The organism is Streptomyces sp. NPDC021012, from assembly GCF_044333355.1.
In the GTDB taxonomy this organism is placed as follows: Bacteria; Actinomycetota; Actinomycetes; order Streptomycetales; family Streptomycetaceae; genus Streptomyces.
Window position 1 is genome coordinate 535,585 of record NZ_JBIRQU010000004.1, and the last position, 20,439, is coordinate 556,023.

Sequence of the window (20,439 nt, forward strand, 5' to 3'; positions counted from 1 at the left end):
TGTCCCGCCGCCGACGTGCGGGGCGGCCGCACCCCGCTGATCATGGCCCCATGACGACCACTGACGAACCGGCGGAGTCGGCACGGCCCACCGCGACCGACACCGCGGCCCCGCCGGACGACGGCACCAAGAGACAGTTCATCAGCTGGCTGACGCTCGCCTTCATGACCACCGCGTCCGTCGCCAGCCTGCGGCCCTCGCCGTCCATGGCCATCTACGGACTCGCCGCGATCTTCCTCTACCTGCTCCCCGCCCTCGTCTTCCTGCTCCCCACCGCCCTCGTCGGCGCCGAGCTCGCCTCCGGCTGGTCCGGCGGCATCTACCGCTGGGTCAGCGAGGCCCTCGGCAAGCCCCTCGGCTTCCTCGCCGTCTGGTGCCAGTTCGCCATGACCATCGCGTACTACCCGAGCCTCCTCGCGTACGTCGCCTCGACCTTCGCGTACGTCATCGACCCCTCCCTCGCGGAGAACGGGCTCTACGTCGCCATCGTCATCATCGTCATCTACTGGTCCGGGGTCTGGATCTCCTCGCGCGGCACGAAGACGATCGCCGGCCTCTCCTCCTTCGGCCTGATCGTCGGCACCCTGATCCCCGGCGTGCTGCTCGTCGCCCTCGGCATCGTCTTCCTCGGCCAGGGCAACCCCTCCGCCCAGCCCATGAGCGCCGACCACTGGCTCCCGCCGTGGACCGGCCTCGCCAGCCTGGTCCTCATCGTCAACAACTTCCTGTCCTACGCGGGCATGGAGATGAACGGCGTCCACGTCTCCTCGCTGCGCGAGCCCAAGCGCGAGTACCCGAAGTCGATGTTCCTGGCGACCGGCCTCGTCCTGCTGATCTTCATCCTTCCGGCCCTCGCCATCGCCTGGGTCATGCCCTCGGAGCAGCTCAGCCTCACCGCCGGTCTGATGCAGGCCTTCCAGGCCTTCTTCGACCACTTCTCCATCGGCTGGATGACCAAGGTCGTCGGCATCATGCTGGTCTGCGCCGCCCTCGGAGGGATGCTCACCTGGCTCGCCGGCCCCGCCAAGGGCCTCGTCCTGCTCTCCCGGCAGGAGGGCTATCTGCCGCCCTCCCTGCAGAAGTTCAACAAGGACGGCGCCCCGCAGAACATCATGATCGCGCAGGGCGTCGTCACCACCCTGATCGGCGTCCTCTACGCCTTCAGCGACGACGTCTCCAGCGCGTACTGGATGTTCTCCGTCATCACCGTGCAGATCTACCTCATCGCCTACCTGCTGATGTTCGTCGCGGTCGTGAAGCTCCGCAGGTCCCAGCCGGAGGTCGACCGGGGCTTCCGCGTCCCCGCCGTCGAGTGGGTCGCCGGCATCGGCTTCGTCGCCTCCGTCGCCGCGCTCGTCATCGGCTTCGTCCCGCCCGACCAGTTCGGCGACCAGCCGCTCTGGCGCTACCTGCTGATCGTCGGCGGCGGCCTGCTGCTCCTCGGCCTCGTCATCCCGGCCGCCCTCCTCAAGTACCGCAAGCCCGGCTGGGTCCACCCCGACCACCGGGAACCCACCGCGGCGCCCTGACGGACGCGCCACGGCCCGGCCGCCCCGCGAAGGGCGCGACCGGGCCGCACGGGTGGTCAGGAAGCGGCGTAGACGCTCGCGCAGAACGCCTTGAGCTGCTCGTCCGTCAGGTGCTGGGCGAGGTCGGCCTCGCTGATCATGCCGACGAGCCGCTTGTCCTCGATGACGGGCAGCCGGCGGATCTGGTGGCTCTCCATCTCCTCCAGGACGGCGCCCACGTCCGCGTCCGCCTCGATCCAGCGCGGGGTGCCCTTCGCCATGTCGCCGCAGGTGATCTTCGACGGGTCGTGGCCCATGGCCACACAGCCGACGACGATGTCGCGGTCCGTGATGATGCCGGTCAGCCGTTCGTTCTGGTCGGCGATGGGCAGTGCGCCCACGTTCAGGTCGCGCATCATCTGTGCGGCGCGGTCGAGCGTCTCGTGTGCCGGGATCCACTGGGCCCCGGGATGCATGATGTCCTTCGCCGTGGTCATGGGGTGCGTACCTTTCGTCGAACGTGTCGTACGAACTCCCCGAGCCCACCCATTGTCGGCGCGCGGCCCGGCCCCCGCGACCGCAGCGGTCGCGGGGGCCGGGCCGTCCCGCGGATCAGGCCCCGCGCTCCTTCAGCATGTCCGCCATCAGCGCCATCTCGGACCTCTGCGCGTCGACCATGCCCTGCGCCAGGTTCCGCTCGATGTCCACCGAGCACTTCTGGACGCAGCCCTCGGCCATGTGGACCCCGCCCCTGTGGTGCGCGGTCATCAGCTTCAGGTACAGCACCTCGGCCTCCCGGCCGCTGGCCCTGCGCAGCTCGTCGAGCTGTGCGTTGGTCGCCATGCCCGGCATCACGGCCCCGTCCGGGTCGCCCGTGCCGCCCATGTCGCCCATGCCCATCCAGGCCATCGGCTCGACCCCGGACTGGTTCTTCGGCAGCCCCCACAGGTCGAGCCAGCCGAGCATCATGCCCCGCTGGTTGGCCTGCGTGTTCGCGATGTCGTACGCGAGGCGCCGGACCTCCTCGTCCTTCGTCCGGTCCCGGACGATGAACGACATCTCGACGGCCTGCTGGTGGTGGACGGCCATGTCCCGGGCGAAACCGGCGTCCGCCGAGGAGGAGACCGGGGTGGCCGGGGCCTCGTCGCGGTCGGCGGAGGCGACGGTGACCGCGCCCCCGGCGAACAGCACCGCCAGGGCGACGGCGCTGACCGCCGCCAGCCGCGTACGGTCGATCCTCACTGGCCCATCCCCGTACCGCCCTGACCGCTGGCGTCCAGGCCGCCGGTGCAGGCCGCGCCCGGCTCCGGGGTCTGCGGACCCTGGACGTACTTGGTGAAGAACGCGTCGACGCGCGGGTCCTTCGCCCCGTCCACGGTCACCTGCTTGCCCCAGGCGGACAGCATGATCGCCCCGGCCTGGTCGTCCACGGGGCTCATCAGCGAGTACTTGGTCTTGCCGACCTTGGCGGCCAGCTCCTTCACGTCGGCCGGGGAGGCCTTCTTGTTGTACGTCACCCAGACGGCGCCGTGCTCCAGGGAGTGCACGGCGTTCACATTGGCGATCTTCTTGTCGTAGACCACGCCGTCGCAGTTCATCCAGACCGGGTTGTGGTCACCGCCGACCGGCGGCTCCATCTCGTACTTCACGGCCGTCTGGACGTGGTTGCGGCCGAGCTTCTTCGGGTCCCAGGACTTCTCGCCCGCGATGGGGGCCTTCGCGGCGGCGTCCTTCGCGTCCTGCTGGTCGGACTTCTTCATCAGCACGAAGGTGCCGAAGCCGACGAGGCCCAGCACGACGACGGTCGAGATGCCGATGGTGAGCACGCGGTTGCGGCGCTCACGGGCCTGCTCGGCGCGGCGCATCTCCTCTATTCGGGCGCGGCGGTCGGCGGTGGCGGAAGTGCGGGAAGCCATGGTGATGTCGTCCTTCTTCAGGAGTGGGGTGGAGTTCGGGGGTGGACACGCGCGGGCGGGGCGCCCGGCTATGTCCGGAGAACTTGAAGGACGTGCAGGTCCGGCGCGCGCGGCCGGGCGTCCGAGCGGCGCGTCGGCCCCTCACCGGAGGGCGGCGCGGGACGCGGCGCCCCGCCCTCCGCGTGGAGCGGGGGGTCGAGCGGGGGCGCGCTGAGCACCGCGGGGGAGAGCGAGGGGAAGAGGGAGCAGCCGCCGCGGTCGTACGGGCAGGTGTACTCACCGGTTGCGGCGGCGGTGGCGGCAGCGACGGCGGTGACCGCCGTGGCCTTCGCCGGGCCCTCCGGATGGTGGGCCCGTCCCCCGTCCGGCCCCGTCCCCAGACAGAGGAAGAGCGCGGCGAGGAGCGTCGCCACGGCACTCGCCAGTGCCATGGGACGCGCGTGTCGGGACAGGCGTACGAGCCGTGAGGCCCCCATGGGCGCAGATCGTAGTGGGAGAGAGCCCCCGATGGGCCGAACGGGGTACCACTCGGTAGCGAAGAGCGCGTGGACACGACACCTTCCGTCCCCCGGACCGTCACCCGGATCGGAACGTTCCCCCGTTACCTGAGTCACACCCGAGCAGGCACTATGGGTGTGCAACGTGCGCGAAATCATGTGGTGGGATGCTCAGGTGCCCCCCGATGCACCGGAGGCGGTGGGAGCAGGCGGCCTGACCAGCGAGGATGGGTGTGGAAATGGACAAGCAGCAGGAATTCGTGCTCCGTACGCTCGAGGAGCGCGACATCCGCTTCGTACGTCTGTGGTTCACCGACGTGCTCGGCTTCCTGAAGTCGGTGGCCGTGGCCCCCGCCGAACTGGAGCAGGCCTTCGACGAGGGCATCGGCTTCGACGGCTCCGCGATCGAGGGCTTCGCCCGGGTGTACGAGTCCGACATGATCGCCAAGCCGGACCCGGGCACCTTCCAGATCCTGCCGTGGCGCGCCGAGGCCCCGGGCACGGCCCGGATGTTCTGCGACATCCTCATGCCCGACGGCTCGCCGTCCTTCGCCGACCCGCGCTACGTCCTCAAGCGGGCCCTCGCCAAGACATCCGACCTCGGCTTCACCTTCTACACCCACCCCGAGATCGAGTTCTTCCTCCTGAAGGACAAGCCGCTCGACGGCACCCGGCCCACCCCGGCCGACAACTCGGGCTACTTCGACCACACCCCGCAGAACGTCGGCATGGACTTCCGCCGCCAGGCCATCACCATGCTCGAATCGATGGGCATCTCGGTGGAGTTCTCCCACCACGAGGGCGCGCCCGGCCAGCAGGAGATCGACCTCCGCTACGCCGACGCCCTCTCCACCGCCGACAACATCATGACCTTCCGCCTGGTCATGAAGCAGGTGGCGCTCGAACAGGGCGTGCAGGCCACGTTCATGCCGAAGCCGTTCTCGGACTACCCGGGCTCCGGCATGCACACCCACCTCTCCCTCTTCGAGGGCGACCGGAACGCCTTCTACGAGTCGGGCGCCGAGTACCAGCTGTCGAAGGTGGGCCGCTCCTTCATCGCGGGCCTCCTCAAGCACGCGGGCGAGATCTCCGCCGTCACCAACCAGTGGGTCAACTCGTACAAGCGCATCTGGGGCGGCTCCTCCCGCACCGCCGGCTCCGGCGGCGAGGCCCCCTCGTACATCTGCTGGGGCCACAACAACCGCTCCGCCCTCATCCGCGTCCCCATGTACAAGCCGGGCAAGACGGGCTCCTCCCGCGTCGAGGTCCGCTCCATCGACTCGGGCGCCAACCCCTACCTGACCTACGCGGTCCTCCTCGCCGCCGGCCTCAAGGGCATCGAGGAGGGCTACGAACTCCCGGCCGGCGCCGACGACGACGTCTGGGCCCTCTCCGACGCGGAGCGCCGCGCGATGGGCATCGAGCCGCTCCCGCAGAACCTGGGAGAGGCGATCGCCCTGATGGAGAAGAGCGAGCTGGTCGCGGAGACGCTCGGCGAGCACGTCTTCGACTTCTTCCTCCGCAACAAGAAGCAGGAGTGGGAGGAGTACCGCTCCGAGGTCACGGCCTTCGAGCTGCGTAAGAACCTGCCGGTCCTCTAAGGGCGCCGAGGGAGCCCTGCCCACGCGCGCCGACCGGGCGGGCCCGTGAGGGCACCGCCCGGCCGCGGCGCCGGGCGGCCCGGGGGTAAACCCGTTGCCCGGGGCCCCGGGGGCGGTTCAGACTGCCGCGGTGAAGATCGAACCAGTCGCCACCGCGCGGCTCGTGCTGCACCCGATGACCGTCGCCCACGCCGAGCGCATCGTCGCCCGGCAGCCCGGGGACGGGGACCTCTGGGGAGAGGGCTATCCCGGTGACGGGGACGTCCGGGCGAACACCGGTTTCCTGCGGGGCGTCGCCGAGCGCGGCGACCCGGGGGTGTTCCGGACGTACGAGATACGGCTCGACGGCGTGGCCGTCGGCGGCATCGGCTTCCACGGGCCGCCGGACGAGATCGGCGTCGCGACCATCGGATACGGACTGGTCCCGGGGGTACGGGGGAACGGGTACGCCTCCGAGGCGCTGCGGGCGCTCCTGGAGGTCGCCCGGACGGCCGACGCCACCGGCGTGAAGGGCGATGCCGACCGGGACAACCCGGACTCGCACCGGGTGATGGAGGCGGCCGGGATGCGGTGCGTCGCGGAGGACGACAAGCTCCGCCACTTCTACCTGGGCTTCTAGCGCCTCACGCCCGCGCGGGGGGCGGTCAGCGGGGCGCAGGTGTCCAGTGGAGGCGGCCGTCCAGGCCGATCGCCGCCACCCCGTCCGTGCCCGCGTCCGGGGCGCCGGAGAAGAGGAACCTGTCGAGGGTCCAGACGGGACGGGTGCCGGCGCGGCCGTGGGGGGCCGTGGCGAGGAAGCCGGTGCGGGAGCGGACCGCGAGGAGCGTGGAGCCGCCGCTGACGGGGCCGAAGCCGGCGACGCCGGTGCCGGGGAGCTCGGTGACGGGGGAGACGGGGTCCGTACCGGAGAAGTCGGCGCTGCGGAGGTCGCCGGAGGCGGGCTTGCGGAACCAGAGGCGTACGCCGTCGCCGTCGGGGGCCGGGCTCGCGCTGAGGGCGAGGGTCGTGGCCGGCAGACCGGTCCGTACCGGACCCGCGAGCAGCCCGCCGGGGGCCTGTGCGGCCCAGGCGAGGACGGTGGTCGGGGTGCTGGCGAAGACGTACCCGCGGCCGGTCGCGTCCGTCGCCGCCACCGGGTCGCCGTACACCTCCGCGCCGCCGAGGGACCGCCACGGCCCCCAGTCGCCGTCGGCCCGCTGCTCACGGGCGGTCAGCCGGTGCAGGCTGTCGCGCAGGACCAGGACCGCCCGGCCGTCGGGAGCCACGGTCACGGCGGGCGCGCTGATGTCCGAGGAGCCGGAGGCGTCGTCCCGCTCGGGGGTGCCGAGCGAGCGCCAGGGGCCGAAGGCGCCGCCGGGGGCCGACTGGACGGTGGTGACCACCTCGCGCCGGTAGTCGGCCGCGGCCGCGCCGAGGGTCGTGCGGGTGCCGTAGACGGCCGTCCGGCCGTCGGGCAGGGTCACGGAGGTGACGCCGCTGTCGAGGCCGCCGCCGGGCAGCAGCTCGGGGCCCTGCCAGAGCACGGAGTCGGCGGGCTTCCGCCAGGTCGCGAGGCGCCCGTCGAGGACGGAGAAGGCATGCAGCCCGCCCTCCGGGTCGCGCTGGACCCAGGAGGTGGAGGTGCCCCGGGCGTACCGGACGGTCTTCGTCCAGCCCCGCCCGGTGGGCCGCACGGACACCTTCAGGTCGCCGCAGCCCGCGTCGGCCTCGCAGTCGTGGACGCCGTCCAGCCAGGAGTACGTCTTGAGGGACTCCAGCTTCGTCTCGGCGGCCGCCGGGTCGAGGGTGTGCGGCAGGGCGGAGGTCGGGTAGCCCAGGTAGTTCTGCACGCTCACGTGCGGGTGCCCGGGCAGCTCCGCGTACCGGGCGAGCGCCGCCTGCGCGAACCGCGCCCCGTACAGGTGGTCCTGGTGGTCCCGGAACGCCCCGCTCTTCGGGTACGTGCCGGGGCTCGGGTCCTGCATCCGGACGAAGGTCGGCCGGAACCGCTCCAGGATCCCCGTCAGCGTGGCGACGACCTGTTCCTTCGTATAGGCGAAGTCGGCGGCGACCGGGGTGCCGGCGGAGCGCTGGGACTCCAGCGCGGTGATCCGGCCGTCCCAGAGGCCGTGGAGGCTGTGCGGCCGGTCGCCGTTGATGGCACCGGCCTCGCGTATCTGCAGCCACATCAGCTTGATCTGCGGCCGGGCGCGCAGGGTGTCCAGCTCGGCCCACCCGCCGCCGGCCGTGGGTATCGCCTCCCGGTCCCAGGCGCTGGTCCTGCTGCCCGTCGCCATCTCGGCGTACGCGGCGCGTATGCCGTTCTGCCGGGCCTCGGCGTACCCCGCCTTGTCGGGGGCGACCAGGCCGCGGTCGCGGGGGCGCGAGTTGATCCCGTCGGACTCGCCGGCGGTGAGGTAGACGCCGGTGAGGGGGCTGCCGGAGCGCAGGGACTGGGAGACGTCCGGGTTCATGAAGAACAGGTCGTCGTCCGGGTGGGCCACGATCTGCACCACGGAGACCGGGGAGCCGCCGCCCGCCGCGGGCTTCCCGTGCGCCTCGACCGGCAGGGCCTTCACCGGCGGGTGCGCCCCCGGGGCCTTCGCCGAGGACCCCGCCGCCGCGTCCGGCGTCCCCGACACCGTGAGGAGCCCGACGCAGGCGCCGCCCACCAGGGCGGCCGTCACCACCGTCGCGGCGGTCCTGCGGCGGGACGGGAGGGCGGGGCGGCGCATGGGGCGGAGGGGGCGGAGCATCTTCGGTGGCGTGCTTTCACAAGGGGGCGGACGGGCGGGGAGGTCCCGCGGAAGACAAGACGGACTTTCGGATGATGCGGTTCATCGGACCGAAAGGCGACCGATGTGCGAGATGTCACGGGCGGCCCGCCGCGATCCGCGGGCCCGGCGCCCGTCCTCCGGCCGAGGGGGACGGGCCCTGGGCGCCCGGGCCCCCGCTGCGGATAGGCTCGACTTCCGGGGTTCGTCCCGGGTCTTGGACCTGCTCGGAGGGAGCGGCGGAATGACGGTGCCGGGACGCAGGAGCAGTACTTTCTCACGTCTGCTGCGGCACGGGTTCACCGACCCCTCGGGGGCCGAAGCGCTCCTCGACGGGCCCGAGCTGTCCGCGCTGCGCGGGGACTCCGTCCTCCTCGACGCCCTCGGCGCCACCGCCGACCCCGATCTCGCCCTGCGGGGACTGGTCCGCCTGGTGGAGGCGCAGCCCGAGACGGAGCGGCAGACCCTCATCGCCACGCTGCTCTCCGCGAAGCCGTTCCGGGACCGGCTCCTCGGGGTGCTCGGCGCCTCCGAGGCGCTCGGGGACCACCTGGCCCGGCACCCCCGCGACTGGGAGTCCCTCGTCACCTATGAGGCGGCCGACCTGCATCCGGGGGTCGCCGAGTTCGAGCGGGGGCTCGCCGAGGCCACCGACGCGTTGTCGCTGCGGGTCGCCTACCGCCGCTGCCTCCTGGCCATAGCGGCCCGTGACGTGTGCGGCACCACCGACGTCGCCCAGGCCGCCGCCGAGCTCGCCGACCTGGCGACGGCGACGCTGCGCGCGGCGCTCGCCATCGCCCGTACGGCCGCACCCGCCGACGCCGCCATGTGCCGGCTCGCGGTGATCGCGATGGGCAAGTGCGGCGGCCACGAGCTGAACTACGTCTCCGACGTCGACGTGATCTTCGTCGGGGAGCCCGCGGAGGGCGCCGACGAGCCCAAGGCGATCCAGGCCGCGACCCGGCTCGCCTCGCACCTGATGCGGATCTGCTCGGAGACCACCGTCGAGGGCACCATCTGGCCGGTCGACGCCAATCTGCGCCCCGAGGGACGCAACGGGCCGCTCGTCCGCACCCTCTCCTCCCACCTCGCCTACTACCAGCGGTGGGCGAAGACCTGGGAGTTCCAGGCCCTCCTGAAGGCCCGCGCGGTCGCCGGGGACCTGGAGCTCGGCGCCCAGTACATCGACGCCGTCTCCCCGCTCGTCTGGCAGGCCGCCGAGCGGGAGAACTTCGTCCCCGACGTGCAGAAGATGCGCCGCCGCGTCGTCGACAACATCCCCGCCGCCCAGGTCGAGCGCGAGCTCAAGCTCGGCCCCGGCGGCCTCAGGGACGTCGAGTTCGCCGTCCAGCTCCTCCAGCTGGTCCACGGCCGCAGCGACGCCACCCTGCACAGCGGCACCACCCTCGACGCGCTCGCCGCCCTCGCCGCCGGCGGCTACGTCGGCCGCGCCGACGCCTCCCAGCTCGACGAGGCCTACCGCTTCCTGCGGGCCATGGAGCACCGCATCCAGCTCTACCGGCTGCGCCGCACCCACCTCGTCCCCGAGGACGAGGACGACCTGCGCCGCCTCGGCCGCTCCCTGGGCCTGCGCACCGATCCGGTCGCCGCGCTCAACAAGGAGTGGAAGCGGCATGCGGCCGTCGTCCGCCGGCTGCACGAGAAGCTCTTCTACCGGCCGCTGCTCGACGCCGTCGCCCAGCTCGCCCCCGGCGAGATCCGGCTCAGCCCCAAGGCCGCCGGACAGCGCCTCGAAGCCCTCGGGTACGCCGATCCCGCCGCCGCCCTGCGCCACCTGGAGGCCCTGGCCTCCGGGGTCAGCCGCAAGGCCGCGATCCAGCGGACCCTGCTCCCCGTCCTCCTCGGCTGGTTCGCCGACTCGGCCGACCCGGACGCCGGGCTCCTCGGCTTCCGCAAGGTCTCCGACGCCCTCGGCAAGACCCCCTGGTACCTGCGGCTGCTCCGCGACGAGGGCGCCGCCGCCGAGAACCTCGCCCGGGTCCTCTCCGCCGGCCGCCTCGCCCCCGACCTGCTGCTCCGCGCCCCCGAGGCCGTCGCGATCCTCGGCGACCCCGAGGGCCTGAAGCCGCGCGGCCGGGACCACCTGGAGCAGGAGGTGCTGGCCGCGGTGGGCCGCGCGGACGACGCCGAGCAGGCCGTCGCGGCGGCCCGCGGGGTGCGCCGCAGGGAGCTGTTCCGTACCACCGCCGCCGATCTCATCGGCTCGTACGGCACCGAGGACAACCCCCGCGAGCAGGATCCCGGCGCGCTCGTCGACCGGGTCGGGGAGGCCGTCACCGACCTCAACGCGGCGACGATCGCCGGCGCCCTGCGGGCCGCCGTGCGCGCCGAGTGGGGAGACGAGCTGCCGACCCGGTTCGCGGTCATCGGCATGGGCCGCTTCGGCGGCCACGAGCTGGGGTACGGCTCCGACGCCGACGTGCTGTTCGTGCACGAGCCGCGCGAGGGCGTCGACGAGCAGGAGGCGGCCAGGGCCGCGAACCGGGTGGTCACCGAGATGCGGCGGCTCCTCCAGCTCCCCACGGCCGACCCGCCGTTGCTGATCGACGCGGACCTGCGCCCGGAGGGCAAGAACGGCCCCCTGGTGCGCACCCTGAAGTCGTACGAGGCCTACTACCGCCGCTGGTCGCTCGTCTGGGAGAGCCAGGCGCTGCTGCGCGCCGCGCCGATGGCGGGGGACCGGGAGCTGGCGGACCGGTTCATCGAGCTCGTCGACCCGCTGCGGTATCCGATGGAGGGCCTCGGCGAGGACGCGGTCCGCGAGATCCGACGCCTCAAGGCCCGGATGGAGTCCGAGCGGCTGCCGCGCGGCGCCGACCCGACCCTGCACGCCAAGCTCGGGCGCGGCGGCCTCAGCGACGTCGAGTGGACGGTCCAGCTGCTCCAGATGCGGCACGGCTGGGTCGAACCGGGCCTGCGGACCACCCGTACCCGCGAGGCCCTGGCCGCCGCCCACGCGGCGGGCCTGATCCCGACGGAGGAGGCCCAGACCCTCGACGAGGCCTGGGTCCTCGCCACCCGCGTGCGCAACGCGGTGATGCTGGTCCGCGGCCGCCCCGGCGACACCTTCCCCTCGGATCCGCGCGAACTCGCGGCGGTGGCCCGGTACTTGGGGTACGAGCCGGGCCACGTCGGCGAGATGGTCGACGACTACCGCCGCATCACCCGCCGGGCCAGGGCCGTCGTCGAGGAGCTGTTCTACGGGGCGTAGCATCCCTGGTGCCCCCGGACAACAGGCCCTGGAGCGGCGCCCGTTGCTCCGGGGAGCCGGGGGTGGGGGCGGCTCGTCCGCCTCCTCGTAGCCCCGACCATCCGAGGAGCCCGCCGTGGACGTCCCGTACCCCCGTCTGCTCGTCAGCCGCTTCGCCGACTGCTTCCGCTTCTACGCGGCGGTCCTGCCGCCGCTGACCGGCGCGGTCCTCGACAAGGGCGGGCCGGACGGGCCGTACGCCAACTGGGAGGCGGACGGCCGGGCCGTCCTGGTGCTCTTCGACCGTGCCGCGATGGCCTCCGTCCTCGGCACCGGGGAGCTGCCGGCCCGGCCGGAGCCCGCCCAGGACGCCTCGATGCTCGTCCTGCGGGTGGCCGACGTGGACAAGGCCCTCGCCCGCTGCCTGGAGTCCGGCGGGGCCTCCGTGCTCGGCGCGACCGACCGCCCGGAGTGGGGGCCCGGCCTGCGGACCGCCCATCTCCGCGACCCCGAGGGGTACTTGATCGAGCTCCAGTCCTACAGCTGATCCGAGTCGAGCAGCCCCCTGACATGGGCCAGATAGCCCGTCAGGGCCAGCTCGAAGGCCTGCTCGGTGCGGCCCTCCGGGGCCGCGCCGAGGGCACGGGCCAGTTGCGGGGTGGCCGTCTCGTCGGCCAGCTCCCACATCGCCTCGGGGGCGGCCATGTCGAGGGCCGAGCCGAGGACGATGTTCTCCAGGGCGATGATCACCGGCATGACGTCCGGCAGCGCGAAACCCGCGTCGAGCAGGCGGCCGACGGCCCGCTCGTACTGGCCGAGGACCTTCGGCGCGCGCACCGGTGAGGTGGTGAGCAGCGGGATCGCGCGCGGGTGGGCGGCGAAGGCGGCCCGGTAGGAGCGCGCCCAGGCGGCCATGGCGGCGTCCCAGGACTCCTCCCGGTCGAGGGCCGAGCCGTCGATCGCGGCGGCCACCCGCTCGCGCAGCAGCTCGACGATGCCGTCCCGCCCGTCCACGTGGTGGTAGACGGAGGCCGTCTGCACCCCGAGCCGTCTCGCGATCTGCGGGACGCTGAACTCCCCCTGCTCGTCGACGATCTCCAGCGCCGTGGTGGTGATCCGCTCCCGGTCGAGGAGGGGTCTGCGCGGCCGGCCCATGAGTCGTCACTCCCTGTTCAGGTCTTCGTCCAGGTCTTCCCGAATCGATGAACGCGAGGCTACATTGCGCAAACCGAAAGCCTTTAGGTTTCCTGTCGCGGAAAGGCTTCCCCCGCCATGTCCTCACCCACCTCCGACGAGCCCCCAGGACTGAGAACCGGCACCCTCACCACCGCCGACATCTCCTTCTTCGTCGTCTCCGCCGCCGCCCCGCTCACCGTCATGGCCGGCGTCGCCCCCGTCGCCATCCTGCTCGGCGGCATCGGCGCCCCCGTCGGCTACCTCCTCGCCGGCCTCACCCTCGCCGTCTTCGCCGTCGGCTTCACCACCATGAGCCGCCACGTCCGCAGCGCCGGCGCCTTCTACGCGTACATCACCCGCGGCCTCGGCAAGCCCGTCGGCATCGCCGCCGCCCTCGTCGCCATGCTCGGCTACAACGGCATGGAGATCGGCGTCTACGGACTCCTCGGCTCCGCCACCTCCGACACCGCCGCCGCCCTCGGCCACCCCGTACCCTGGCTGCCCGTCTCCCTCGCCGGGCTCCTCCTCATCTGGTACGGCGGCTACCGCTCCATCGACTTCGGCGCCAAGGTCCTCGGCGTCCTCCTCGTCGCCGAGACCGGCATCCTCGTCCTCCTCGCCGGCGCCGTCCTGATCGACGGCGGAGCCCACGGCCTCTCGATCGGCGGCCTCGCCCCCGCCCACGTCCTCACCGGCGGCACCGCCGCCGTCCTCGCCTTCGCCTTCGCCGCCTTCACCGGCTTCGAGTCCACCGTCATCTACCGGCGCGAGGCCAGGAACCCCGAGCGCACCATCCCCCGCGCCACCTACATCGCGGTCGCCTTCCTCGGCCTCTTCTACGCCTTCGTCGTCTGGACCGTCATCCAGGCCTTCGGCGAGGACAAGGTCGTCCAGGCCGCCGCCGAGGACCCCGGCGGCCTCTTCTTCGCCGCCATCACCACGTACGTCGGAGCCTGGGCCGCCGACCTGATGCACCTGCTGATCATCACCAGCGTCCTCGCCTCCCTCCTCGCCTTCCACAACGCCATCAACCGCTACGCCCTCTCCCTCTCCGAGGAGGGCGTCCTGCCGAAGGCCCTCGGCAGAATCCACCCCCGCCACCGCTCCCCGTACGTGGCCGGAGCCGCCCAGACCGCGCTCGGCGCCCTCGTGGTCCTCGCCTTCGCGCTCGCCGGAGCCGACCCGTACCAGCAGCTCCTGCTCTGGGTGAACACGCCCGGGATGATCGGCCTGATGCTGCTCCAGCTGCTCGCCGCGCTCGCCGTGCCCTGCTTCTTCCGGAAGACCGACCACCGCGAGGGCGCGCTCCGCACGGTCGTCGCCCCCGCCGCCGCCTTCGTCCTGCTCGCCGGGGCGATCGGCCTGGTCACCGCGCACGTCGACCTCTTCACCGGCGCCTCCACCACCGTCAACACGGTGCTGGTCTCCCTCGCCCCCGCCGTCTTCCTCCTCGGGCTCCTCCTCGCGCACCGGCTCCGCCGCACCCGCCCCGAGACCTACGCCCGCTTCGCCGCCGAACCGACCGACCCCTCCGTCGAAGGAACAGACCCCGCATGTCCGCACCCGACCTCGTCCTCGTCAACGCCCGCGTCCGCGACCCCGAGCTCACCGGTCACACCGCCGTCGCCGTCCATGGCGGACTGATCACCGCCCTCGGCACCGACGCCGAGGCCCGCGCCTGGGCCGGACCCGGCACCGAGACCGTCGACCTCGCCGGAGCCACCCTCACCCCCGGCCTCACCGACGCCCACAGCCACCCCGTCTGGGGCCTGGAGATGTTCACCGGCACCGACCTCTCGGCCGTCACCGACCTCGAAGGACTCCGCGCCGCCCTCCGCACCGCCGAACGCCGCGACGGCTGGATCCTCGGCCACGGCCTCGACCACAACGCCTTCGGCGGCCGCCCCGTCCACCACGACCTGATCGAGGACGTCCTCGACGGCGCCCCCGCCCACCTGCGCCTCTACGACGGACACTCCGTCCTCGTCAGCGCCACCGCCCTCAAGGCCGCCGGCATCGAAGGCCCCCGCACCTTCGCCCAGCACTCCGAGATCGTCTGCGACGCCGCCGGCCGCCCCACCGGACACCTCGTCGAGCACGCCGCCATGGACCTGATGGCCCCGGTCCTGCCCGCCCAGCCGTACGCCGAGCGCCGCGACCGGCTCGTCGAGCTGCTCTCCGCCATGGCCGCCACCGGCCTCACCGCCGCCCACGTCATGGACCTCGGCGGCCCCGACGTCCCCGGCCTGCTCGCCGGCATCGAGGAGGACGGCGAGCTGCCGGTCCGCCTCCGCCTCGCCCCCTGGTGCATGCCCGGCGCCACCGCCGAGGAGCTCGACGGACTCGTACGGCTCCAGGAGCGGGCCGGACGCCTGTGGGCGATCGGCGGCGTGAAGTTCTTCATGGACGGCACCGTCGAGGGCGGCACCGCCTGGCTGGAGCACGCCGACTGCCACGGCCAGGGCACCGACGCCTTCTGGCCCGACCCGGCCGCCTACTCCGCCGCCGTGCGCCGGCTCCACCGCGCCGGTGTCGGCACCGCCACCCACGCCATCGGCGACGCCGCCGTACGCCACGTCCTCGACACCGTCGAAGCCCTCGGTACGGGTGGTCCCCGCCACCGGATCGAGCACATCGAGACCGTCCCCGACGACCAGCTCGCCCGCTTCGCCGCCCTCGGAGTCGTCGCCTCCATGCAGCCCCCGCACACCGCGTACACCCGCGCCGACCACACCGACGAATGGTCCAGGCGGCTCGGCGAGGAGCGGGCCTCCCGCGCCTGGCGCTGCCGCGACCTCCGCGACGCCGGGGCGCACCTCGCCCTCGGCTCCGACTGGCCCATCGCCCACTACGACGCCCGGCAGGTCCTCGCCACCGCCCGGGCCCCGCGCGGCGCCGCCTCGGCCCACCACGGGCTCACCGGCCTGATGGCCCTGGAGGGCATGACCACGCATGCGGCGCTCGCCGCGGGGGAGGAGACGCTCACGGGCCGGATCGCCCCGGGCTTCCGGGCCGACCTCACCGCCTTCGCCGTGGACCCGGTCCAGGCCCCGGCGGACGAGACGGCCGAGGCCCCGGTCCGGCTGACGGTGGCCGGAGGCCGGATCACTTACTGGAGCTGATCGGCTCCGCGTCGTCCTTCGCACGGTCCGTCCCCGCGTCCGCCGGGGGCGGACCGCTCCGCTGCGGCGTCGACGCCGCGGGTTCCACCAGCTGCGGCAGCCGGTGCGGGCGGGAGCCGTACCAGAAGTAGGAGACGGAGAAGCCGAAGGCCAGGCAGACCATGCCGCCGACCGCGTCCATCCAGAAGTGGTTGGCGGTGGAGACGATGACGACGAGGGTCGCCGCCGGGTAGAGCAGGCCGAGGATCCTCGCCCAGGGCGCCCGGGCGAGCAGGAAGACGGTGACGCCGCACCACAGCGACCAGCCGATGTGCATCGACGGCATCGCCGCGTACTGGTTGGACACGTGCTTGAGGTTGCCCGAGGCCATCGAGCCCCAGGTGTGGTGGACCAGCACGGTGTCGACGAAGTTCTGGCCGTCCATGAGCCGGGGCGGCGCGAGCGGGTACAGGTAGTAGCCGACCAGGGCGACGGCGGTGGTGGCGAACAGGACCGTGCGGAACGCCGCGTAACGGCCCGGATGCCATCGGTACAGCCACACCAGCACACCGATGGTCACGATGAAGTGCAGCGTGGCGTAGTAGTAGTTCATCGAGACGATCAGCCAGGTCACCGAGTTCACGGCGTGGTTGACGGCGTGCTCGAAGGCGAGGCCGAGGGACTGCTCGGTCTTCCAGATCCAGTCGGCGTTCCTGAGCGCCTCGGCCTTCTGCTCCGGCACCGCGTTGCGCGTGAGCGAGTACACCCAGTAGCTCACCGCGATGAGCGCGATCTCGAACCAGATCGTGGGACGCCGGGGCGTGTGCGCGCGGAGGCGCGCGAACCTTCCCTCGCCCGCCACGATGGGTGACGACGGGGTCGTCCGGCTGTCCAAGCTCTTCACGGTCGTTTCACCCATAGCGAGAGAGTCTGCCAGATCCCGTCCCCCGACCGATCATCCCTCCGTCGGGTTCCGGGTGCATCCCCTCCCCCTCAGGAAGGAGGGCGCACGGACGCCGGAGCCGAGGCGGTGGAACCACGAACGACCAGCTCAGGCATGAAGACGAACTCGGAGTGCGGGGCCGGGGTGCCCCCCACCTCCTCCAGGAGCGCGCGGACCGCGGCCTGTCCCATCGCCTGCACCGGCTGCCGGATCGTGGTCAGCGGCGGATCGGTGAACGCTATGAGCGGAGAGTCGTCGAAACCGACGACCGAGACGTCCCGGGGGACGTCCAGGCCCTGCTGCCGGGCCGCCCGGATCGCGCCGAGCGCCATCATGTCGCTCGCGCAGACGACGGCCGTGCAGCCGCGGGAGATCAGCGCCCCCGCCGCGGCCTGACCGCCCTCCAGGGTGTAGAGGGAGTGCTGGATCAGCGCCTCGGACTCCTCGGGGGACAGGCCGAGACGCTCCCGCATGCCCTGCTGGAAGCCCTCTATCTTGCGCAGCACCGGCACGAAGCGCTTCGGGCCGACGGCGAGACCGATCCGGGTGTGCCCGAGCGCGGCGAGGTGCGTCACGGCCAGCTTCATCGCCGCCCGGTCGTCGGGCGAGACGAAGGGCGCCTGGACCTTGGGGGAGAAGCCGTTGAGGAGGACGTACGGGACGCCCTTGCCGCGCAGCTGGTCGTAGCGCGTCATGTCGGCGGTGGTGTCGGCGTGCAGTCCGGAGACGAAGATGATGCCGGCGACGCCGCGCTCCACCAGCATGTCGGTGAGCTCGTCCTCGGTGGACCCGCCAGGGGTCTGGGTGGCGAGGACCGGGGTGTACCCCTGCCGGGTCAGGGCCTGCCCGATGACCTGGGCGAGGGCGGGGAAGATGGGGTTGTCCAGCTCGGGGGTGATGAGGCCGACGAGCCCCGCGCTGCGCTGGCGCAGGCGTACGGGCCGCTCGTAGCCGAGCACGTCGAGCGCGGCAAGGACGGACTCGCGGGTGGCGGCGGCCACGCCCGGCTTGCCGTTGAGCACGCGGCTGACTGTGGCCTCACTGACCCCCGCCTGGGCTGCGATGTCTGAGAGCCGCGCGGTCATGAAGGTGGACTGTACCGGTCACGGGACGTATTGCCCACCACTGCCCCACAGACGGTGACGACAGCCCGCTTGCGCAAGGTCTTGCAGGCTTTGCGGGCTCCTTGCGGGGGCATTCGGGCGGGAAAGGGGGCTGTTCTCCCCTGTCAAGCGATCCTTCGGCAACCTTAGGGACACGTGAATGTAACGATCGCCGTTCCTTGCAGAAAGTTCTCGCAAGACCTTTCGGCGCGTTTTCATCCCTGTTACGTTCCTGCCAACCCGGAGCGCCGCGAGGGAGCGGTCGCAATGAGGAAGGTTCCAGCCCCTCGTCTCCCCGGGATCACTGAAGGAGTTCACATGCGGCGTGGCATAGCGGCCACCACGCTGGTCGCGGCCCTGGGCGTGACCCTGGCGGCGTGCGGCGGAAGCGACAGCGGTTCCAACGGCGGCTCGAAGAGCTCGGGCGAGCTCTCCGGCACCGTGACCTGGTGGGACACCTCCACGGTCGGCTCCGAGGACAAGGTCTTCAAGAAGGTCGCCGAGGAGTTCACCAAGCTGCACCCCAAGGTCACCGTCAAGTACGTGAACGTGCCGTTCGGCGAGGCGCAGAACAAGTTCAAGAACGCCGCGCAGTCCGGCTCCGGTGCTCCCGACGTCATCCGCTCCGAGGTCGCCTGGACCCCCGACTTCGCCAGCCTGGGCTACCTCGCCCCGCTGGACGGCACCCCCGCGCTCAAGGACTCCGGCGACTTCCTGAAGCAGGCCACCGCCTCGACGAAGTTCAACGGCAAGACCTACGCGGTCCCGCAGGTCATCGACTCCATGGGCATCTTCTACAACAAGAAGATCTTCAAGGAGGCCGGCGTCCAGGTCCCCAAGACCATCGACGAGCTCAAGTCCGTCTCCGCCAAGATCAAGCAGAAGACCGGCAAGACCGGCCTGTACCTGCGCGGCGACGACCCGTACTGGTTCCTCTCCTTCCTGTACGGCGAGGGCGGCGACATGGTCGACGCCGAGAAGAAGACCGTCACGATCGACAACGCCCAGGGCGTCAAGGCCCTCGCCACCGTGAAGGACCTGGTGGACTCCAAGGCGGCGATCACCGACGCCACCAACGGCTGGGACAACATGCAGGCGGCCTTCAAGGACGGCAAGGTCGCCATGATGATCAACGGCCCGTGGGCCGTCACCGACACCTACGCGGGCAAGGAGTTCGCCGACAAGGCGAACCTGGGCATCGCCCCGGTCCCGGCCGGCTCCGGCGGCCAGGGCGCCCCGCAGGGCGGCCACAACCTCGCGGTCTACGCGGGCTCCAAGAACCTGGACGCCTCGTACGCCTTCACCGAGTACATGACCTCGGTCGAGACCCAGACGCGGATCTCCAAGGAGCTCAGCCTGCTCCCGACCCGCGAGTCCGTCTACATCAAGCCGGACATCGCGACCAACGAGATGATCATGTTCTTCAAGCCGGTCGTCGACAAGGCGGTCGAGCGCCCCTGGATCCCGGAGGGCGGCAGCCTCTTCGAGCCCATCAAGGTCGAGTACACCAAGGTCCTCACCGGCCAGACCACCCCGGAGGCCGGCGCCAAGGCGATCGGTGACTCGTACCGCAAGCTCCTGAAGGACTGGAAGTAAGAAAGAAGGCAGGCCGGCTCATGGCTGTGGACAGTCCCAGCCAGTCGGTGGCGAAGGCCGCGGGCGACAGCGTCGCCCGCGGCCGGAGCCGCGGAACTGGTACGCCGCGCCGCGCGGCGAAGCGCTCCCTCTCCACCCACTGGTACGCCTGGGCGATGGTCGCCCCCGTGGTGATCGTCATCGGCGTGATCATCGGATATCCGCTGGTCCGCGGCATCTACCTCTCGTTCACCGACGCGAACGAGCGGAACGTCGCGCGGTCGATCGGCGTCAACGAGATCCCGGCCACCTACGAGTTCATCGGCCTGGACAACTACAAGGACGCCCTCACCGGGAGCCAGTTCCTCGGAACGCTCGGCTGGACCATCGTCTGGACCGTGTCCTGCGTGGCGCTGACCTTCGCCCTCGGCCTCGGCCTCGCCAACATCCTGAACCGCAGGATCGCCGGCCGCTCCGTCTACCGGATGCTGCTGATCCTGCCCTGGGCCGTCCCCGGCTTCGTCTCCGTCTTCGCCTGGCGCTTCCTCTACGACGAGCGCCGCGGCATCCTCAACCAGATCCTCGCGGGCGGCGGCATCGACGCCGTCCCGTGGCTCAACGACCCCACCTGGGCCAAGGTCTCGGTCATCGCGACCAACGTCTGGCTCGGCGTGCCGTTCATGATGATCGCCCTCCTCGGCGGACTCCAGTCCATCCCCGGCGAGCTGTACGAGGCCGCCGAGATGGACGGCGCGGGCGCCTGGCAGCGCTTCCGGCACATCACGATGCCCGGCCTCCGGTCCGTCAGCACCACCGTGATCCTGCTGAGCACCATCTGGACCTTCAACATGTTCCCGGTGATCTTCCTGCTCACCCGGGGCGGGCCCGGCGAGGCCACCCAGATCCTCGTCACCCAGGCCTACAAGTTCTCCTTCGAGGTCAGCCCGCGCGACTTCGCCCAGTCGTCCACGTGGGGCGTGCTGATCCTGGTCCTCCTGATGGTCTTCGCCGCGTTCTACCGGCGCGTCCTCCGCAAGCAGGGAGAAGTCTGGTGA

17 protein-coding genes are annotated in these 20,439 nt (G+C 71.9%); 9 read left to right on the plus strand and 8 right to left on the minus strand.

The window, feature by feature from the left end; translation table 11 throughout:
- The first annotated feature begins 50 nt into the window (after positions 1 to 50).
- Positions 51 to 1,529 carry an APC family permease gene (locus ACH4TP_RS16680; protein ID WP_398438334.1) on the plus strand — a complete coding sequence of 493 codons (1,479 nt, stop codon included), beginning with the start codon at positions 51 to 53 and terminating at the stop codon, positions 1,527 to 1,529.
- Positions 1,530 to 1,585: 56 nt separating this feature from the next.
- Here ACH4TP_RS16680 and ACH4TP_RS16685 read toward each other — a convergent pair whose 3' ends face one another.
- The 4 genes from ACH4TP_RS16685 to ACH4TP_RS16700 form a co-directional block, all read right to left on the minus strand.
- Positions 1,586 to 2,005: a CBS domain-containing protein gene (locus ACH4TP_RS16685; RefSeq protein ID WP_398177900.1), complete on the minus strand. Its 420-nt coding sequence runs from the start codon at positions 2,003 to 2,005 to the stop codon at positions 1,586 to 1,588.
- Positions 2,006 to 2,120: 115 nt separating this feature from the next.
- Complete coding sequence (locus ACH4TP_RS16690) at positions 2,121 to 2,744, minus strand: DUF305 domain-containing protein (RefSeq protein ID WP_398438457.1); 624 nt, start codon at positions 2,742 to 2,744, stop codon at positions 2,121 to 2,123.
- A gap of 2 nt (positions 2,745 to 2,746) precedes the next feature.
- On the minus strand, positions 2,747 to 3,424 hold the full coding sequence (locus tag ACH4TP_RS16695; RefSeq protein WP_389229950.1) for a DUF3105 domain-containing protein: 678 nt from the start codon (positions 3,422 to 3,424) through the stop codon (positions 2,747 to 2,749).
- A gap of 68 nt (positions 3,425 to 3,492) precedes the next feature.
- Positions 3,493 to 3,855, minus strand: coding sequence for a hypothetical protein (locus ACH4TP_RS16700; RefSeq protein WP_389229947.1), 363 nt, complete (start codon positions 3,853 to 3,855; stop codon positions 3,493 to 3,495).
- Positions 3,856 to 4,160: 305 nt separating this feature from the next.
- Here ACH4TP_RS16700 and ACH4TP_RS16705 point away from each other — a divergent pair, with 305 nt between their 5' ends.
- Positions 4,161 to 5,522 (plus strand): glutamine synthetase family protein, encoded by a 1,362-nt coding sequence (locus ACH4TP_RS16705; protein ID WP_015033133.1) that lies wholly within the window; start codon positions 4,161 to 4,163, stop codon positions 5,520 to 5,522.
- Between the two features lie 130 nt (positions 5,523 to 5,652).
- Entirely contained in the window at positions 5,653 to 6,141 is a 489-nt protein-coding gene (locus ACH4TP_RS16710) for a GNAT family N-acetyltransferase (RefSeq protein ID WP_398438337.1), read from the plus strand.
- A 25-nt stretch (positions 6,142 to 6,166) separates the two neighbouring features.
- On the opposite strand, the gene ACH4TP_RS16715 is transcribed toward ACH4TP_RS16710, so the two are convergent.
- A complete protein-coding gene (locus ACH4TP_RS16715) occupies positions 6,167 to 8,257 on the minus strand; it encodes a PIG-L family deacetylase (protein WP_398438339.1) in 2,091 nt (696 codons plus the stop codon).
- A gap of 262 nt (positions 8,258 to 8,519) precedes the next feature.
- Between ACH4TP_RS16715 and ACH4TP_RS16720 the strand changes: the two genes are divergently transcribed.
- Positions 8,520 to 11,507, plus strand: coding sequence for a bifunctional [glutamine synthetase] adenylyltransferase/[glutamine synthetase]-adenylyl-L-tyrosine phosphorylase (locus tag ACH4TP_RS16720; protein ID WP_398438341.1), 2,988 nt, complete (start codon positions 8,520 to 8,522; stop codon positions 11,505 to 11,507).
- Positions 11,508 to 11,622: 115 nt separating this feature from the next.
- Positions 11,623 to 12,033, plus strand: a complete 411-nt coding sequence (locus ACH4TP_RS16725) for a VOC family protein (protein WP_398438343.1) — start codon at positions 11,623 to 11,625, stop codon at positions 12,031 to 12,033.
- On the opposite strand, the gene ACH4TP_RS16730 is transcribed toward ACH4TP_RS16725, so the two are convergent.
- On the minus strand, positions 12,024 to 12,641 hold the full coding sequence (locus tag ACH4TP_RS16730; protein ID WP_389229932.1) for a TetR/AcrR family transcriptional regulator: 618 nt from the start codon (positions 12,639 to 12,641) through the stop codon (positions 12,024 to 12,026). The genes ACH4TP_RS16725 and ACH4TP_RS16730 overlap by 10 nt on opposite strands.
- 117 nt (positions 12,642 to 12,758) lie before the next feature.
- Here ACH4TP_RS16730 and ACH4TP_RS16735 point away from each other — a divergent pair, with 117 nt between their 5' ends.
- Both ACH4TP_RS16735 and ACH4TP_RS16740 read left to right on the plus strand, forming a co-directional pair.
- Positions 12,759 to 14,306, plus strand: coding sequence for an APC family permease (locus ACH4TP_RS16735; protein WP_398438345.1), 1,548 nt, complete (start codon positions 12,759 to 12,761; stop codon positions 14,304 to 14,306).
- The gene (locus tag ACH4TP_RS16740; protein WP_398438347.1) at positions 14,216 to 15,784 is read left to right on the plus strand and encodes an amidohydrolase; all 1,569 of its coding nucleotides are present in this window, start codon (positions 14,216 to 14,218) and stop codon (positions 15,782 to 15,784) included. Before ACH4TP_RS16735 ends, ACH4TP_RS16740 begins: the two co-directional genes overlap by 91 nt.
- Here the strand turns inward: ACH4TP_RS16740 and ACH4TP_RS16745 are convergent.
- Both ACH4TP_RS16745 and ACH4TP_RS16750 read right to left on the minus strand, forming a co-directional pair.
- Positions 15,768 to 16,682, minus strand: a complete 915-nt coding sequence (locus tag ACH4TP_RS16745; protein WP_398438348.1) for a phosphatase PAP2 family protein — start codon at positions 16,680 to 16,682, stop codon at positions 15,768 to 15,770. The genes ACH4TP_RS16740 and ACH4TP_RS16745 overlap by 17 nt on opposite strands.
- A gap of 74 nt (positions 16,683 to 16,756) precedes the next feature.
- Positions 16,757 to 17,791, minus strand: coding sequence for a LacI family DNA-binding transcriptional regulator (locus ACH4TP_RS16750; protein ID WP_389229920.1), 1,035 nt, complete (start codon positions 17,789 to 17,791; stop codon positions 16,757 to 16,759).
- 336 nt (positions 17,792 to 18,127) lie between these two features.
- On the opposite strand from ACH4TP_RS16750, the gene ACH4TP_RS16755 reads away from it, so the two are divergent.
- Both ACH4TP_RS16755 and ACH4TP_RS16760 read left to right on the plus strand, forming a co-directional pair.
- The gene (locus tag ACH4TP_RS16755) at positions 18,128 to 19,405 is read left to right on the plus strand and encodes an extracellular solute-binding protein (protein WP_398177875.1); all 1,278 of its coding nucleotides are present in this window, start codon (positions 18,128 to 18,130) and stop codon (positions 19,403 to 19,405) included.
- 20 nt (positions 19,406 to 19,425) lie between these two features.
- Complete coding sequence (locus ACH4TP_RS16760) at positions 19,426 to 20,439, plus strand: carbohydrate ABC transporter permease (RefSeq protein WP_389229914.1); 1,014 nt, start codon at positions 19,426 to 19,428, stop codon at positions 20,437 to 20,439.